This is a genomic window from Mesorhizobium sp. WSM4830, assembly GCF_055811495.1.
This window is the reverse complement of sequence record NZ_JBVVQI010000030.1, coordinates 51,830-68,036: the sequence shown is the minus strand read 5'-3', so window position 1 is coordinate 68,036 and position 16,207 is coordinate 51,830. Positions and strand designations below refer to the sequence as shown.

Sequence of the window (16,207 nt, the reverse complement as noted above, 5' to 3'; positions counted from 1 at the left end):
AAAGTTGACTGAACTGCCGGAATTGACCGGGGCTCGTTGCCGAGCAGGTAAGCGAGGACATGGCCTGCCGAACGGCCCGGGCAAGCTGTCGAGGTCCGACCGGGCTAACGTCATGGCCGATCGCGGCCTCGTCCACATCATGGCCGCCCACAGCCCGCTTTCGGCCGTCTTGGCCGAGGAAGCGGGCTTTGACGGCCTCTGGGCCTCGGGCTTCGAGCTCTCCGCCCTTTACGGCCTGCCGGACATGAGCCTCATTTCGATGACGCAGCACCTCGACATGCTGCAGGCGATCGCCGGCCGGTCGTCGCTGCCGATCGTTGCTGATATCGACACCGGTTATGGCAATGCGATCAATGTGATCCATGCCATTTCCGAATATGAGCGCGCCGGCGCCTCCGCGGTGGTCATCGAGGACAAGACGTTCCCGAAGGTCACCAGTCTCGCCGCCGGCGGCCGGCAAGAACTGCTTCGGGTCGAGGAGTTCCGGGGCAAGATCGAAGCCGCTGTCAATACCCGCCTCGATCCGGATTTTCTGGTCATCGCCCGCACCGAGGCGCTGATCGCCGGTCTCGGCGAGGAAGAGGCCCTGAAGCGCGCCAGGGCGTATACGCAAGCCGGGGCCGACATGATCCTGATCCATTCCAAGAAAAAGGATCCCTCCGAGATTGAGAGCTTCGCGCGGGCCTGGGACGGCGACGTGCCCCTTACCATCGTGCCGAATGCCTATCCGGAGCTCGATGCCACACGTATCCAGGCGCTCGGCAACATCCGCATGGTAATCTACGGCAACTATGGCATCCGCGCCGCCACGACCGCCATGCAGGAAACCTTCCGCCGCATCGTCGCCGATGGCGGCGTACAAAACGTCCACAGTGACATCGTTCCGGTCGAGGAGGTCTTCCGGCTTCAGGGCATGGCGAAGACCAAGGCCGACGACAAACGTTTCCTTGCGAATGTCGGACCTTCGGAAGGGGAAGCGGGGAGGGAGCAATGAATGCATGTTGTGTGAAGTTACTACACGCCGAAGGCGCGTTTCCCATTGAGTTTCGCGATCTACGTTATACCGGTGGGTTTGAGGTTTTGACCATGACTGCTGTGCCATCCTTCAACATCTCAAATCATTAACTTTTGGAACGCGGTCAGCGCGCGCTCGCCTAGGATTTCTGCGACGCGCCCGGCAGCGTAGTTTCTTGACGTCAGAACCCAGCTATCTTGGCGGACCTTCAAAGGCCCGCCAAGGTAGAGCCTCGACCGTCGCGCCCCTTGATGGATATGGTGGAACGTGAGAGTTGCTTCGTTGGAGCCCTGCTCCGCGCCAGAATAATAGCGTGAGCAATTGCTCCTGAAATAGCGTAGCCCGATGACGACATTGATCGGCTTGGATCTCTCATGATCAGGCGCGCTTTGCCGCTCTCCACGTAGCAAGCGACAGTAGGATATCGGTGGGGTTCGGCAACTCATCGCTGGGACGCCGGGCGGAAGGACAACGGTCCTGTACTCTAGGCTAGGGCAGAGGGGGGTTGAACTCATGTTCCAATAGCCCCATGATGAAATCGTCATACCACTGGCCGTTGACAAACGCAGTTTCGCGCTCGCGACCTTCGATCAGAAAACCACACTTTTGATAAGACCGGATGGCTCTCGCGTTGTGGGCAAGGACCCGGATGGAAATCCGGTGAAGTTTCAGATCGCGGAACGCGTGGCCGAGCACGAGCATGGTTGCCTCAGTTCCCAAGCCTTTCCCAAGGCAGTCTGGATCAAGTATCCCAATCGCCAGAGAGGCGCGTTTATCCTGCATGTCGATCCGATCGAGGCGCACCTCACCAATTAGCCGATCAGTCTCGATCACCCATGCCCTTGGATGATCAATAAGGTTCTGAACCCATCTTGCCGCGCTCTCGGGAGTCGGAGCCCGGGCTGCATCCGGGCTGACGCCGAGCATTTCCAGGATTTCCGGGGCATCGCCTAATCTGAAGCGAGCCTCAGCATCATGGCTCTGAGCTCGGCGGAGAGTGATGCTGCTGCCTTCTAAGACAGGAAGGGTACCGAGCTGCATGAGATCAAATCTCGCGTGATATGGGCCGAGCTTCCAGACTTGCCACGTTCGACACCAGCCCAAAATGGTACATTGAAAGGCGGGTCTTGGGGGTGAGGAGGCTAGAAATCTCTAGTATTCGCATTGACACTCGAAAGATGAAGTGGGTCGAGACAGTGTTGTCGTGCTGAAGATTCTGCAACTTCTCTGACCGGGCGGCGAACGTTTACGCCTTGTTTCATGGGGCAGGCCACTCCCATAATCCAAACGTCGCTTGTCGCCGCTCGCGCGCTTGAGGTAGCTGGGCAGAAATCCACGCGTTGTACAAGTTTGTTCATCCATTCATATCGAAACCAAATCGATCAACCCAGATTTATCGCCTCTCAAAGAATAGCGCCGCCCAGATTCGACCGATATAGGTTCTCGTAAAGGATGGAAAGCCGTTGGCCAATGGCTCCTCCGTTCTCTAGAAGAGACTAGGAACTTCCCAAAATGGGCGTCAAAATATGACGTCATTCCGTGGCAAAGGCCGGAACTATACACTATGACTTGATGTTCTACCGGATCCAACGCGCCCGGATTTAGATAGTCATAGCTCCTGAAAAGAACAGTTGGCGAGAGACATACCGGTTCGTGCAGTATCTGGCTCACTGGGAAATATGAACGCTCGGCAAACAAATTAAAACCGGACAGATCAAACCCACATTGATTAAAGACGGAATTATTCTCAAAGGCTTGGCTGTCAGTGCAGAGGAAACCGAGTTGCTGAACCCGCTCTGGCATCACTACTGTAGTGGGACTGGCGATTTGGCGGATGTCTTCCGCGATCGCCTCATATCCCTCACCAACTACTCCAGCGTCCAATGTTTCGGTAAAAATGATGTCAGGCGCCGAAGGAAGGTCGCCGTCCAGAATCGCCTGCCTTGAGGACTTTGCAATCACCGCGATGCGATCCTGCAAATCGTTCGCCCGGATAATCTCCCGCGCCGCGTCAGCAATTCGCTCGTCCATTTCGCATGTGAATACTTTTCGAGCCCCATACTTGGCGAAGAGCATTGCCGGAAGGCCAGCGCCCGTTCCGATTTCAACAACAGTCTTTCCGCTGAGACTACAAGAGGCTATCGCCGCCTCTATTGCTGCATTTCTAACGGAGTCGCGCATCATTATGAAGTGCCACCTGGGAACTTTAGACTCTGCGTGATCGCGTAATGCGACTTCGTTCATTTTAATATCCTCAAAAAACTCACGGTGGGTGAATAAAAGCCAACGATCTCATCGTGGACGAAGATCGAGAACGGGCAGTCCGGCGTATGAAGCTATTCAACCGGGCCACAAAGTGTTCTTGCGCCGGGCTCAACTTCAAGAACGGCACAGCGCGTAGTCAATGTGGGACAACGTCTTCCACGTCGCACGCATTGTAGATCTCCCTGTGAGGGCAAGCCTCTGCTGAAGAGCGAATGAATATTCCACTCGCGACGAGGGAGCAGCAACAATCGTGCCAGTCACACAGAAACGGCTCAGAGAACATTTCTACCTGTTTTTCAAGCGCCTACATGCCTACATGCCTACGTGAGAGTACAAAGGAATATCTGTCTGCCATTTTGGGAATTCGGTCCCGCACCTGATACCACTGTCGGGTTTTTGTCGAATCCCCGACACTGTTATCTTCGCCTGTCTCGCTTGCAGATCGTGGTCGCCCTCATCAAATGTGTCACCGAACACGAGATCATCCGCGGTTTGTTAGGCCGGAGCAGTCCATCAGTGTCGCTTTGCCCGGAGAGAAAGAGATGGCGGTGGAATGGACAATCGCGATTGAGGGAAAGAACGAGTGCGGCGATGTTCGTCGTCGGGACGTCCAGTTGCACAAGGGCTGGGAGCGCCTTTCGGGTCTGACGCACTCTCGATGGAGTTTGACGTCATGTTGCGCCGATCAGCCTGGCTTGCAAAAGGTTGAGCTTCCCCGCCCGTACATCTGGCTTTTCACCAGCTTGAGCTTGGTGATCTGGCCTTCGGTTTGTCCGTTGGACCACGGTTCGGTGATCGCAAGCGGAGGGCAGCGTGCTCGCGAATGATGCCTTTGGCGAAAGACGCGATGAGACTTTTGCTGGCGTCAGCGATCCACGGTTCCAAATTGTCGGGCACCTTCTTGCGGATCATGGAATGGAAGCCGGCGATCAGAAGGGTGAAGGTGGGTCGTGGGAGCCAGTCACTGGCCTAGTGATCTTGGCCGCGTGGCCGGTCGCGGTCAAATACCCGAGGTACGCCGGATCCGGGAATTCTGCGCTTACGGATCCGTGCGGGGCCCAGCGTTCCTTCCGCGATTTTGTTCCCAAAGACCCGGTAACGAGGCACGCAGCAAGAACGTGAACCTTGAGCCAACCAGGAGGCCTCCCCTATGGCTCAATACGGTCAGGTGGCCTGCCATCATTCCAGGACAGGACAACTGATAAAGAAGGTGTCGCCGGTCTGGCGTCTGACGACCGTACTGTCCGACACTGTTCTGTCGCCTTTGTCGGGTCCGCGACACCGGCCTATTTCGCCGAGCTCTTATCTGGCGTCATGCTAACCCGCTGAAAAGCAATCACAATGTTTTTCTTCTGCTGGGTCGGCCAAATTGGCACGAGTTTTGAAACTCCTTCGTTGCGAGCCGGGAGCCGCCGACCGACCTTCATCTCGATGATGCCGCGATCGATAGAACGAAGAAAGAAAAGCAAGAATGTCAAATCCGCATCAAATAGCATTCTATGGGAAGGAGGCCCCGGCGAAACCGTCCCTACCAAACAAGCTCGCCGCCCTTGTCGACCCTTGCGCAGGAACTCTTGATGGCCAGCTGCGACTCTAATGGCCGCCTTATCCTGAACTCGAAGGCGCAGGATAACGTTCTGCATCTCGCCGCGCGGGATCGCAATACTCCCGGTCGCAGCACCGCAACTACCACATCGGCCTCCGCCGGGTCGGCTTCGTGATGGAACCGGATATCGAGGAACGGATCATGTCAGACCTAGAGGAGCTGCAGAAGAAGGTCTGCAAGCTGCGGTCGCGTGCGGCAAATGCCAAGATGGAATTGCGCGACCTGGCCGAGGATCTTCCGGCAAACTGTACCGAGATCAAGGCGATCGCCGAAAAACAGTCCGACGTTTTTGCCGAATCGGGGAGAGGGAGATGAACCTTCATTCATCTCGAGATGCAGCGTATGCCAAGGCGTTTTTAGGAAATACAGTCACTTCCGAGCAGCGACAGCTTTTCAATGACATACTCGAAATAGGCCTGCAGTTCGTATCCGGCGCCGAGCTTAGAGCTGGCGGCGTCCTGAATTACACAGCGTTAGAAGACCTCAAATCTCTCATCGCGGAGCCGCTCCCGCTCAACGGTCTTACATACAGCGAGCTGCTACAAACCTTGCTGCGCCAAGTCGTACACCCGGCTATAGCTCAACATGACAAGCGTTATCTGGCATTCCCGGACACAGGGAACAGTGTGGGTGCTATTGCAGCCGACTTATTGATTCCCTTCTTGAACCAAAACCTTATCGCAGTCGACCGGAGTGCGCCATCCGCATCATTGATAGAAATACAGCTAATTTCTTGGCTCAGACAGCTAGTCGGGTATCAGACATCAGATATGAACCGGCCTGACTTTTCCCTGGCTCAGGTTGGAGGGCTTTGGACTACCGGCGGGAACATGTCGAACCATATAGCTCTCCTAGCTGCGATGCAGAACCATTTTCCGAACGCAGCAAAAGAGGGTCTCGCAAGTCACACAAAGAAGCCTACATTCGTTCTCGCACGAGGAATAGAGCACTTCTCTTTCGCTGCAGCAGCGCGTGTCCTTGGCATCGGAGTAGATAATATTCTTTGGTGCAATGCAACCAACGACTATACGACTGACCCACACTCAGTACAGGAGGTTCTGCGCGATTGCCCTTCTGACCGAGAGCCATTTTCAGTTGTATGCGTAACGGGAAATTGTCGTACTGCCAATATTGACTCGATCAACTCGTTGCGCGAGATCTGCGATGAACATAGACTGTGGCTTCATGTTGATGCCTGTCATGGTGGAAGCCTTCTGTTCTCCGAGAGGCATAGGGCGCTCGTCTCTGGGATCGAAAAGGCGGACTCAGTCTCGTTGGATCCTCACAAGGGTCTTTTTGTCCCGTATCCATCAAGTTATGTCCTTTTCAAGGATGCTTCGTCACTAAAACCATTCTGCAGATACCCGCAAAAGTTTGATGATCCAGGTAACCTCGATCTAGGCTTAATCACACCGTTTTTGGGTTCCCGCGGTTTCCACTCGCTCAAATTATGGCTTCTGATCAAGCATCTGGGACTGAGCGGCATCGCTGACGCAATTGACGCTCGCTCATCGCTGAACGCGTCCATGACATCGGACCTTGCGGCTACACAAATGTTCTGCCTCCTGAACAGCAATATCTTCTACAGACAGGCTTTCGTACTTTTACCGCATGATTTAATGAAGGTGCTACAGCAGTACCGTGACGACAACGTCGAGAGTACGAGGCTCGCCAATTTAGTTAGTTTGGCAACACGCAATTTTAGCGAAGACCTGTATAGACGCGGCAAGGTATGCCTAGACAGTTACACGTTGGCCGATCTTGATAATCGAATCGGCCTTGGCTCCGGTCGCAAGTATGAGGCCGCCGCTATGGCAATAGGTCATACGTCAATTGACCCAGGGACAAGGATCGAGATCTGGCATGAAATTCGGGAGGTTGCTCTACCGCACTGTCAGTGGCTTAGGCAGAACATATCGGAGAAAACGAATCTAGACTTGGCGATAGACAACACAGCGAGTCCTGCCTCATGGTAGGGTCCTTCGCTGTCACGTTTACCGGGCACGACAAATTCGCCTTAATGCTGTGCGGCAGACGACATACTACAACGTTGCCTGCAAATACAGCGTGTATTGACATCCAACTCGATACCAATCCCACTCGGGCAAATCTCTGTTAGGTATACAACCTCCAGAGCGGATGTAAAAATATGCAAATAGCCTTGCAAGCATGGAGAGAGAACGCGCCGTTCACGCCGCGCACAATAAAAGCACCGTCCTTGCAGGCCGCCGTAACAGAAGCCGAATGTTTTCCCGATCTGTATCCATTCAGATGCAATAGGGAACTAATTGATTTCCAGGACAACTTTCGGCTCTTCGCTTTCGATGAAACGATTTTTGTCGCGAAACGGTCGCAAGAGGAAATCGTGTCCAGCGAATGCAAAAACGCATTATTGGCAAGAGAACGACTTTCGAACTGTCCACTTATTCCTATTGTTCCTCGGCTGATTCAGACACAAAATGGGCATTGGCTGGTAAGCCGTTACGTTGGTAAAACTCTTCACGAAGAGAATTATTACGCTCATATGGTGTCAAGAGAAACACTCTCTAACCTTCTATTGACATTGCGTCGGTTAGGACTTGAGTGGGCGGGGCTGGCTCCTCGAAATCTCATTCCCATTTGCGGCAAGAAGTTCTACGCAATTGATTGGGAAGATCTAATTGTCCACGACAATGCCAACATCTCTTGGGCACCTCTGTCGAGAATGACTATCGCGCTAAACTGGGCACGAGCATTCCGGGATCCAGATTCGGCTCTATCATTCGTATGCGACCATGTCGGTTTTGGCTCTGAGGAGCAGCCCCTTGATAACTTTGAACTCGCCTTCAAAGCAATTTCAGTACTCGCCATGCCCGAAGCCGCTATACGCGAGGTATGCCAAACCGTCACGTTCGGCAGCGAGGCACCAGTTGTTGAGAACGATATAAGCATCCTTTCCCCCCAAGAAGTAGGCCACCTCGTAACAGATTTGTTCGGATCGCCGCTTGATGTTCTTTATGCCGCAACTGCTTCTAAGTTCCGCCGGATGCGTGGAGACGACGAATTTAAGCAATTTCTTATATTTTTCACACGCAATGTAGAGGCAGCACTGTTATCCCAAGAGGGCGCAATTGTCGAGAATCGTGTAGAATGGCTCAAGTATCATGTTGCCTTCGCAATGCTTGTGTTGTTTGATGATGACACAAAATGGGACATTCAAGCGAATGCAACGCACACTGTTTTGAGCCCGGCAAGCTGCAGCATCGAAAAAGTCCGATCGCTCCAGACAGAGATAGGTATCCATGCGGCGACGGAGCGATCTCGCTCCGTGCTGCATATAATTAGAACCATATGGGATGCCTGCTGTGCTTCCTTCGACTTGGCTTCTCATTACCAACTCCTGTTACGGGGTTCTATATCGCAGCACCTAATGACAGTGCGCAGTGACATAGACTTTGAAATTAGCTCCTATAATCATCCATTTGGGTGTGACCAACTTGAGCGACTTGTCTCAAGTTTTCTATCCTGTTTGATGTTACATGCGGAAGGAAGTTGGGCGCGGCCGCGGGAGCAAGATATCTCAACTGCTACCTGGAGCCGGGATGTACTCGAGTGGCTGGAGCTCAGACATATTGATCCCCGGGAGGAGGCTTGGCCTTTAAGCGCGCTGGGCCGAAATCTTCCTATTGTTCTTCAGCTTGGGAAGTACGAAGTAACCGGCCTTGCCTTGACCCCAAAAAACGTTTGGTTCGCCGCGCGGGCATTGTTAGCCCGCGCTAGCGCTATAGTTGGGTGCAAAAGTGTGGTGGCAATGGATCAGCTAGAAGCGATATATCAAGCGTTCGGAATAGAGACATCGCTTCGGTGCTCAGATCTTTTGATTGCTGCGCTATCCGCATATGAGATAGATGATCCGTCTACAGCGTCCGAGTTGACTAAAGCGCTTGAAGCTCTCGCCAAGGACTTACAGCTTCCAACCAGTGCATTTTTGTAGGTGGGTTTCGCTCTGACCTCGCCGCATAGCACACGATACGGATCGCGTTGGGTAGAATACCAGCAAGCAATCTGAAGACACAGACAGATTCCATGAGTCCACGTCAGTTAAGCGGCCACCGACATAACGCGCGGGAAGCCAGCCCCGGACCTCGCGACTATGCTATCTCGTACCGAGACATTTTGGGTTTCTAAGGAAACGACTTCTGTTTTCCTCTTCGGCTCTTCGGCCTCATAAGGAACAGGTATCTTGGCAATGAGCATCACCTCACCCGCAACGACAGCGGCACGGCACGAGAGCATCCTGGCTCGCTTGCAGGAGGACATTGATCTTCTGCCGAATGCGCTTGCTCGCATTGCCAAGTACATCGTTGAAAACCCTGAAAAGGTGCTGCACCAATCAGTCGCCGAGTTAAGTGAATGCGCGGGTAGTGGCGAAGCAAGCATACTGCGGCTCTGCCGGCAGATCGGCTTTTCCGGTTTTCGCGCCTTCAAGCTTGCGCTGGCGGCAGAAATCGGCCGTCTGGGACTGCCTCCCGCTGGTCCTGAAAATGAGGACGGCGCCCTGCAGTCACTGCATGACACCATGGCGCAAAACCTCGGCATCGCACACAGCAATACGGATCTCGAAAGCCTCGCGGCGGTCGCCGCGGCGCTTGCGGCAAGCAGAAGGATCGACCTCTACGGAGTGGGCATGTCGGGTGTGGCGGCTGAATTGCTTGCCTATAGGCTCTTGCGTGTTGGGCTTACAGCCTTGGCGTTCAGAAGTTCGAACATGGCTCACGAAGTCGCCAACGGGCTCGGTCCGGGATGTGTGGCGATCGGCTTCTCGATCTCCGGTCTGTCGGTTGACACCGTGCAGTTTCTCAAGGGCGCGCGCTCCGCGGGAGCACTGACCGTCGCCATCACCAACCGCGCGCGCAGCCCCCTGGGTGAAGCGGCAGACTTTAACCTGCAAGCGTCGAGCCGTCATGACCTCCCGATCGGTGCAATGCTGACGCCGATGGTCGGAAAGATCTTCTTGATCGAAAGCCTAATGCTGCCATTGGGGCAAGCCATGGAGCGATTGCCTAAAAAATGAAACTAAACTCCATTCTGTCATGAAGATGAAATAACACTCCACTACAGCTGCCGCCAACCGAAAGGAACCGGAATGGCAGTTTTGGACCTCCACATAGCCGCCGAAGGATCGCAACCTAGCTTTCGTGTTCCAGAGCTACATGCTTTATCCGCATCTGAGTGTATACGATGTATTGCTGCACCCGCTCTGCTGCCCGGAGCCACCGAACGCCAGCACGCGATCGAGGAGCGGGTCCGGGAGACCTCCGCGCTGCTAAAGCTCGACATGCTTCTTGATCGGCGCCCGGCGGTGCCCGGCGGCGCTCTCGGGTAGACAGCGGCAGCGCGTGGCACTGGGGCGCACGATAGTGGGTAAGCCAAAGATCTTCCTGATGGACGAACTGCTCGCCAACCTCGATGCCGGACTGCGCATGCATACGCGGAGTGAGATAGCTCGTCTTTGGGGGCGGCGCTCTTAGAAACCCATGATCAAGCGGAGGCGGCTGCCTTTTCGGATCGTGTGGCGGTGATGTTCGGCTGCGAGACTGGCCACGTCGCGCCACCGGCGATCCGGTCGACCTCGACGTTGGCCGCTTTCTGACCCAAACCTTTCTCAACGCACTCCCCATAGGGGGCGCCCGGTCAACGGTGCGGTGACCGTTGGAACCCAAGATAGTTCTCCGGGATGGCCATTGGCTCCGACGAGCCTGGACCATTGCGTTCCGGTCCGAACTGGGATCTCTGGTTGACCGGAAACATCCTACAGCGATACCGGCTCGAGTCTCACGGATCGAGCACTTAGGCGTCGAGGCCCATGCTTTCGTGTCTTCTGGGGACCGAACCGACGCCGAGCGTGCCGTAGTCCTGCGCGCTGGCGAGTACGCTGGACTCCCGATCGACGTGGAGAAGGCATGGTTCTTCTCACGGAATGGGTCACGTCTCGGCAGGATCGAAGCCGAAGAGTGAAGGTCGGTCAGGTGAATGAGTTTCATGAGAAAAATCCGCGAATATCAGCAAGGGACGCCGCACAGGCGACGGCGCCCCTGGAGGTGTGGCTCAGTTGATCTTCGGCAGGAGTGCGCGAACCTACGAAGCCATGTCGGCGAGAGCTGCTTCCGCTTCCTTGTAGCCAAGCGCGATGCCGTCGTCTCGTCGCGAATGACTTGAGCGATCTCGACGCCGTTGTCACCGGGTCAGGTGAACCACGGACGGGCGCGCGCCGTCTGGAGTACGCTCAGAAGACCTGCGACCCCGGGAGTCGCAGATGACCCAGTTACGGTTATGCTTTGACGAGGTTGTCTTTCCAGATCGGGTTGGACCATGCTCTCTTTCCGTCCTCGCCGAAAATGATCACCCGCAACCAGGGGCTTTCCGCAAGCGATTCAAGCGGCAGGCTCACCCGCGTTAGGCCGGTGCCGAAATGGTAGGCCGAGAGGTATCCTTGGCCGGCGACCAGGACACCCTTGGCAGCAGAACAGACGACCTCAACTGAATCCGCGGCGATCGCGATCTCATCGATGCGAGGGCCCTGGGTCGAGTAAAAATGCCCGTCTTTGAGGGCGTTCAGAATTGTCTCCGGCTCATTGGCATTTGCCTTCAACTCAATCCAGCCGCCGCCAAAATCCGGAAGCTTAAAATGGGCGTCGTCGCAGGCATAAGTCAGGAGACGATGCCCCTTGTCCAGCATGCCGTCGAGAAGATAGCCCCCCTCGCCCTTGTCATGCATGAGATGGCAGCCGTGATTATAGATTTCGACCGCATGGGCGGCGTCGAGCGTTTCAGCGTCGGTGAGCGACAGGCTGTACCAGGCTGGATGGGCGATGCCGATGAAAGCACCGGCTGCGCGGGCACGGCGGGCCAAAGCGGGGCCGTCTTCGTCGGGGCCGGCCGGGGCGAAGTCAAGCGGCAGTCCCACGGCAACGATATGCCAGATATCGCTCATCTCGGTCCGCGGTGCGTGCAATTCGGCGCCGAGCAGGGTGGTAAAGCGCGCGCTTTGAAAGCTGCGGGTATCCACCAACGGCCACTGGAACACCGCCAAAAAATGGTCGGTGATGGCGAGGAAATCGTACCCTGCATCGCGATAGGTTGCGATCACCTGTTTGGGAGACAGTTTGCCATCCGAGCGATCGGAATGCGTATGCAAATTGCCACGCAGAAAGCGACCGGGCAACGAGAAAGGCGCAAGTGTAGCCATGTTTGGGGTCCTGAAAAGAGAGGGGAAGGATTGCTGGGAAGAAGGTCATGCGGTCCGGTGGGAAGCCACATCGCCGGTAAGTGGGAGGTATGCGCCGAGGGCATCATGATCCGACACCACGGTTTCAGCGCCCAACGCGCGCAGGCGCAGGTCGTGACCGGTACGGATATGGCTGCCGCCGCAGAATCCAATCACCCGCATGCCGGCCCCGCGGGCGGCGGTCACGCCGACTATACTGTCTTCGATGACAAGGCAGCGATCAGCGGGGATATCACCCATCCGCCCGGCGGCGTGCCAGAAAAGATCCGGGGCCGGCTTTCCGCGCGTCACGTCGTCGGCACTGAAGACACGGCCTTCCACAAGGGGTGCGAGACCGGTGAGCAAAAAGGTCTGGCGCAGCCGTGCGTGACTGCTGTTGGAGGCGACGCAGAACGGGACGTCCAGTTTCTGCAGAAGCAGCATCACGCCAGCCATCGGCTGTAGTTCAGCCTGAAAGGCTAGTTCGAGATTGCGCGCGTCACGATCATCAAAATCCTGCGGCAAAGTGATGCCGTAATCCGACTCGATACGCTTGACGTTTGCATCCGCGTCGAGACCGGCGAAAGCCGTCAAAACCTCTTCGCCGGAGATCTCGGCTCCCAGTTCGGCGAGCAGCTCGGCGGTCACACGGGCTGCAATCAGTTCGCTGTCGACGAGAACGCCGTCGCAGTCAAAAATAACCAGTTCGATCATGTTCTTTACCGTACAATTTGCCACGCGGAGCCTCTTCCGCTCGGCGTGATTTTCGGGGTTCGGGGTTGTGTTGCATTTCAGGGAGTTGGCGTGCTCGATCATCTTCGTCAGACCGGCCCTGGGGTAACGTGGCGCCCCACATCACTGCATCAATGATGTCACGTTGCTGCCACCAGATCGCCGCTCGTGGCTCCGGGCGTTGCATCGCAAGGTCATGTTGGTCTGGAAACGAAGGGGCGCCGCACGGCGTGCCGGCGCCCCCAAAAGCCGAATGTCAGTTGGTCTTCGGCAGGAGCGCGCGAACCTGCGAGGCCATGTCGGAAAGGGCCGCTTCCGGCTCCTTGGCTCCAAGCGCGATAGCGGTCATTTCGTCTTGGATGACCCGGGCAATCTCGACGCCGTTGTCTCCGGGCCAGGCGAACCACGGACGGGCACGCGGCGTCTGCAGCACGCTGATGTACCAATTAGGGTGTTTCTCGTAGAAGCCGGCGAGATGATCCTCGTCGAGGGCAAGGGTGTTGGTCGGCATGTAGCCGGTGTTGGGCACGACAATACTCTGGCCATCTGGACCGGTCGCGAATTTGATATACTGCCAGGCGGCGGCGCGCTTCCCGGGGTCGCTGGTTAGGATCACGGCCACCATGCCGCCCGTCGGCATAGTTGCATTCTCGGCTCCGAGCGGTTGCTGGGCGGTGCGCATCGTGAACCTGTTACCGACTTCGTTTTCGAACCCGCTGACGCCGCCGGTGGAAGCAAAGTAGAAGCCGAGCTTGCCGGCGTAGAAAAGTTGCCTCGCGGCGCGGTTTTCGATGGCCGGCTGCGCGCCTTCCGTATGGAACCGCTTGAACAGTTTGACCGCAGCCTGACCCGTCGGACCGTCGAAGGCGATATCGGTCTCCTCGTCGTTCATCATCTGGCCGCCGAGGTTGCGCACCAGGTTCTGGGTCGTCCAATCGTCGTAACCCACCTCGTAGTACATACCTGACGTGCCGTCGCCAAGCGCGCCGATCTTGCCGGCGAGCGCTATGAAGCCGTCCCAGTCGCTCGGGATCTTGTCCGGGTCGCCGCCCGCCTTCTTCACGAGGTCGGCGTTGTAATAGACGACCGGCGTCGACATGGCAAAAGGCAGGCCGTAGAGCTTTCCGTCCGCCTTGGCGAGCGATAGCACCTGGTCCGTATAGCCCTTCTCGGTCAGTTTGTCGGCGGCAACGAGATCGTCGATCGGCTGAACGAGCCCGCGGGCGACGAGCGGGCGCAGCACGTTGAAGCCGACAAAGGAGACATCCGGCAGTTGGTCGGCCATGCTCTGGCGGATCAGCATCTGGACTGCTTCGTCATAGCTCGGTGCTGCGGCCAGCAAGTTGATTTTGGTGTCCGGATGGACCGCCATGAAGGGTTCGGCGACCGACTTGTGGAGCACTTCGTGCTCGGGCCAGGCATAAAGGACATCGAGCGTCGTTTCCGCATGGGCTGCCGGGGCAGCCATGCCGGCCGCGAGGATGCCGGCGGCAAGGATCAAGGCAAAGGGTTTCAAGATTGCTCTCCTGAGGTTCTGGATGAATTGGATTCAGACGGGGTCAGTGTCGGCCGAGCACGAGGCCCCGGATGAAATGTTTCTGCATGAGCAGAAACACGGCGACCAAGGGCGCGGTCACGAGAACGCCTCCGGCCATCAGTGCACCGACATGACCGGCGCCCTCACCCGATTGCCGGAAATAGGCAATACCGAGCGAAGGGGTCATCATGTCGGGATTGGTCGTCACCACCAGCGGCCAATAGAGATCGTTCCAGTGGGCGACGATGGAGAAGATCGAGAAGGAGGCGACCGCCGGCCAGGCCGCGGGCAGCATGATCCGCCAGGCGATCGAGAGCTCGCTGAAGCCGTCGAGGCGGGCTGCGTCGATCACCTCGTCCGGGAAGGTCACGAAGAACTGCCGGAACAGGAAGATCGCGAAGACCGAGATGATCCAGGGCAGTATCAGCGCGGCGTAGCTGTTGACGAGGCCCGACTTGGCGATTGCGATATAGATGGGGATGGTCGGGATCTGCACCGGCACCAGAAGGCCAAGCAGGACGGCGCCGAGCAGGAGCGGCCGGCCCGGAAAAGTGAGCTTGGCCAGCGCATAGCCACACGGGATCGCGATTGCGATCTGCAGAACGAGGATGGCAAGGCAGACGATCAAGCCGTTAGCCATGAAGCGCAAGAGTGGGATCGCGGTCAGGGCCTTCCCGTAATTCTCGATCGCGCCGGCAAAGGTCGGGGCCGGAAACAGGCTGCCACTAAAGATCTCGCTCTGCGGCGTTGTCGAGGCGAGCAGCATCCACAAAAACGGGAAGACCATGACGATCGCGCCGGCGAGAAGCACGGTATGCGCGACAAGGCGGGATGCGGCGGATTGGGCGACTATCATGACCGGCCCACCCTGGTTTTCGAGCCGGCCCGGCACTCGGAGAAGCGCATCTGGAGGAGCGACAGCAAGGTCACGAAGACGAAGAAGGAAACGGCGATCGCCGACGCATAGCCCACCCGGAAGAATCGGAAGCCTTCCTCATAAAAGGTATAGAGAATGACGGTGGTCGACTTGACCGGCCCGCCTTGGGTCAGGACCGCGACCGTCTCGAACACCGAAAAGGCGCGGATGATCGTCATCACGGTGGCGAACAGCGTCACTGGCGCCAGCATTGGCCAGGTCACGAGCAGGAAGCGCTTCAGCCCCCTGTCCGCGCCGTCAATTGCCGCGGCTTCGTAGAGTTCCTCGGGAATGGTCGACAGCCCGGCCAGGAAGAGGATCATGTTGAAGCCGACCAGCTGCCAGATGCCGATGCCCGCAAGCGCATAGAGCGCTGTCGACGGATCGGACAGGAATCTGACCGGCGAGGCGCCGAGGAGCTGAAGCAGCGCGTTGGCGACGCCGAGGCTGGGATGGAGGATCGCCTCCCAGGCGGTGGCGAGCGCCACGAGCGTCGCGGCGACCGGCAGAAAGTAGACGGTGCGATAAAATGCAGCAAAGCGTGCGCGTGCGAGAAAGAGTGCGACCAGCAGACCCCACCCGATCGAAACCGGCACGACCACGAGCACATAGAGCGCGGTGTTGCGCAGGCTGATTGCAAAGCCCGGGTCGCTCAGCATGCGCGCATAATTGTCGAGCCCGACAAAACGGATGCCCGATAGTCCGAGCGATGCGTCTGTAAATGACAGTAGGAGCACCATGATGGCTGGCCCGATTAACAGGGCCGCCAGCAACAGCGTCGCCGGCAGTGCGAGAATGATGCCGGCCTTCGCCTGCGCACCCTCTGACCGATAATGAGCCCGGATTTGTGTAGTTATCAGACTGACCGAGATGTCATCGACCGCGGCCAT

Annotated in this window: 13 protein-coding genes and 1 pseudogene; 5 read left to right on the top strand and 9 right to left on the bottom strand. The window is 56.9% G+C overall.

Annotated features, from left to right (window positions below; genetic code table 11):
* Window positions 1–112: 112 nt before the first annotated feature.
* Window positions 113–994 (top strand): isocitrate lyase/phosphoenolpyruvate mutase family protein, encoded by an 882-nt coding sequence (locus AC0L2Y_RS28350; RefSeq protein ID WP_473561048.1) that lies wholly within the window; start codon window positions 113–115, stop codon window positions 992–994.
* Window positions 995–1,504: 510 nt separating this feature from the next.
* Here the strand turns inward: AC0L2Y_RS28350 and AC0L2Y_RS28345 are convergent.
* The 4 genes and pseudogenes from AC0L2Y_RS28345 to AC0L2Y_RS28330 all read right to left on the bottom strand — a co-directional run bounded on the left by AC0L2Y_RS28345 (window position 1,505) and on the right by AC0L2Y_RS28330 (window position 4,923).
* On the bottom strand, window positions 1,505–2,056 hold the full coding sequence (locus tag AC0L2Y_RS28345; protein ID WP_473561042.1) for a GNAT family N-acetyltransferase: 552 nt from the start codon (window positions 2,054–2,056) through the stop codon (window positions 1,505–1,507).
* Window positions 2,057–2,377: 321 nt separating this feature from the next.
* Window positions 2,378–3,259, bottom strand: coding sequence for a 50S ribosomal protein L11 methyltransferase (locus AC0L2Y_RS28340; RefSeq protein WP_473561041.1), 882 nt, complete (start codon window positions 3,257–3,259; stop codon window positions 2,378–2,380).
* Window positions 3,260–3,951: 692 nt separating this feature from the next.
* Window positions 3,952–4,213 (bottom strand): annotated as a pseudogene (locus AC0L2Y_RS28335) (transposase); the annotation flags it as partial.
* Window positions 4,214–4,566: 353 nt separating this feature from the next.
* Window positions 4,567–4,923, bottom strand: a complete 357-nt coding sequence (locus AC0L2Y_RS28330; protein ID WP_473561039.1) for a hypothetical protein — start codon at window positions 4,921–4,923, stop codon at window positions 4,567–4,569.
* 104 nt (window positions 4,924–5,027) lie between these two features.
* Between AC0L2Y_RS28330 and AC0L2Y_RS28325 the strand changes: the two genes are divergently transcribed.
* The 4 genes from AC0L2Y_RS28325 to AC0L2Y_RS28310 all read left to right on the top strand — a co-directional run bounded on the left by AC0L2Y_RS28325 (window position 5,028) and on the right by AC0L2Y_RS28310 (window position 9,939).
* Complete coding sequence (locus AC0L2Y_RS28325; protein WP_473561038.1) at window positions 5,028–5,201, top strand: CCE_0567 family metalloprotein; 174 nt, start codon at window positions 5,028–5,030, stop codon at window positions 5,199–5,201.
* On the top strand, window positions 5,198–6,862 hold the full coding sequence (locus tag AC0L2Y_RS28320) for a pyridoxal phosphate-dependent decarboxylase family protein (protein WP_473561037.1): 1,665 nt from the start codon (window positions 5,198–5,200) through the stop codon (window positions 6,860–6,862). Before AC0L2Y_RS28325 ends, AC0L2Y_RS28320 begins: the two co-directional genes overlap by 4 nt.
* Window positions 6,863–7,035: 173 nt before the next feature.
* The gene (locus AC0L2Y_RS28315) at window positions 7,036–8,859 is read left to right on the top strand and encodes a hypothetical protein (protein WP_473561035.1); all 1,824 of its coding nucleotides are present in this window, start codon (window positions 7,036–7,038) and stop codon (window positions 8,857–8,859) included.
* A 255-nt stretch (window positions 8,860–9,114) separates the two neighbouring features.
* Window positions 9,115–9,939: a MurR/RpiR family transcriptional regulator gene (locus AC0L2Y_RS28310; RefSeq protein WP_473561033.1), complete on the top strand. Its 825-nt coding sequence runs from the start codon at window positions 9,115–9,117 to the stop codon at window positions 9,937–9,939.
* 1,257 nt (window positions 9,940–11,196) lie between these two features.
* On the opposite strand, the gene AC0L2Y_RS28305 is transcribed toward AC0L2Y_RS28310, so the two are convergent.
* The 5 genes from AC0L2Y_RS28305 to AC0L2Y_RS28285 form a co-directional block, all read right to left on the bottom strand.
* Window positions 11,197–12,114, bottom strand: coding sequence for a CehA/McbA family metallohydrolase (locus AC0L2Y_RS28305; RefSeq protein ID WP_473561031.1), 918 nt, complete (start codon window positions 12,112–12,114; stop codon window positions 11,197–11,199).
* A gap of 45 nt (window positions 12,115–12,159) precedes the next feature.
* Window positions 12,160–12,846, bottom strand: a complete 687-nt coding sequence (locus AC0L2Y_RS28300; protein WP_473561030.1) for an HAD family hydrolase — start codon at window positions 12,844–12,846, stop codon at window positions 12,160–12,162.
* 274 nt (window positions 12,847–13,120) lie between these two features.
* Entirely contained in the window at window positions 13,121–14,380 is a 1,260-nt protein-coding gene (locus AC0L2Y_RS28295) for an ABC transporter substrate-binding protein (RefSeq protein WP_473561028.1), read from the bottom strand.
* A gap of 43 nt (window positions 14,381–14,423) precedes the next feature.
* A complete protein-coding gene (locus tag AC0L2Y_RS28290; protein WP_473561026.1) occupies window positions 14,424–15,257 on the bottom strand; it encodes a carbohydrate ABC transporter permease in 834 nt (277 codons plus the stop codon).
* The gene (locus tag AC0L2Y_RS28285; protein ID WP_473561025.1) at window positions 15,254–16,207 is read right to left on the bottom strand and encodes a carbohydrate ABC transporter permease; all 954 of its coding nucleotides are present in this window, start codon (window positions 16,205–16,207) and stop codon (window positions 15,254–15,256) included. Before AC0L2Y_RS28285 ends, AC0L2Y_RS28290 begins: the two co-directional genes overlap by 4 nt.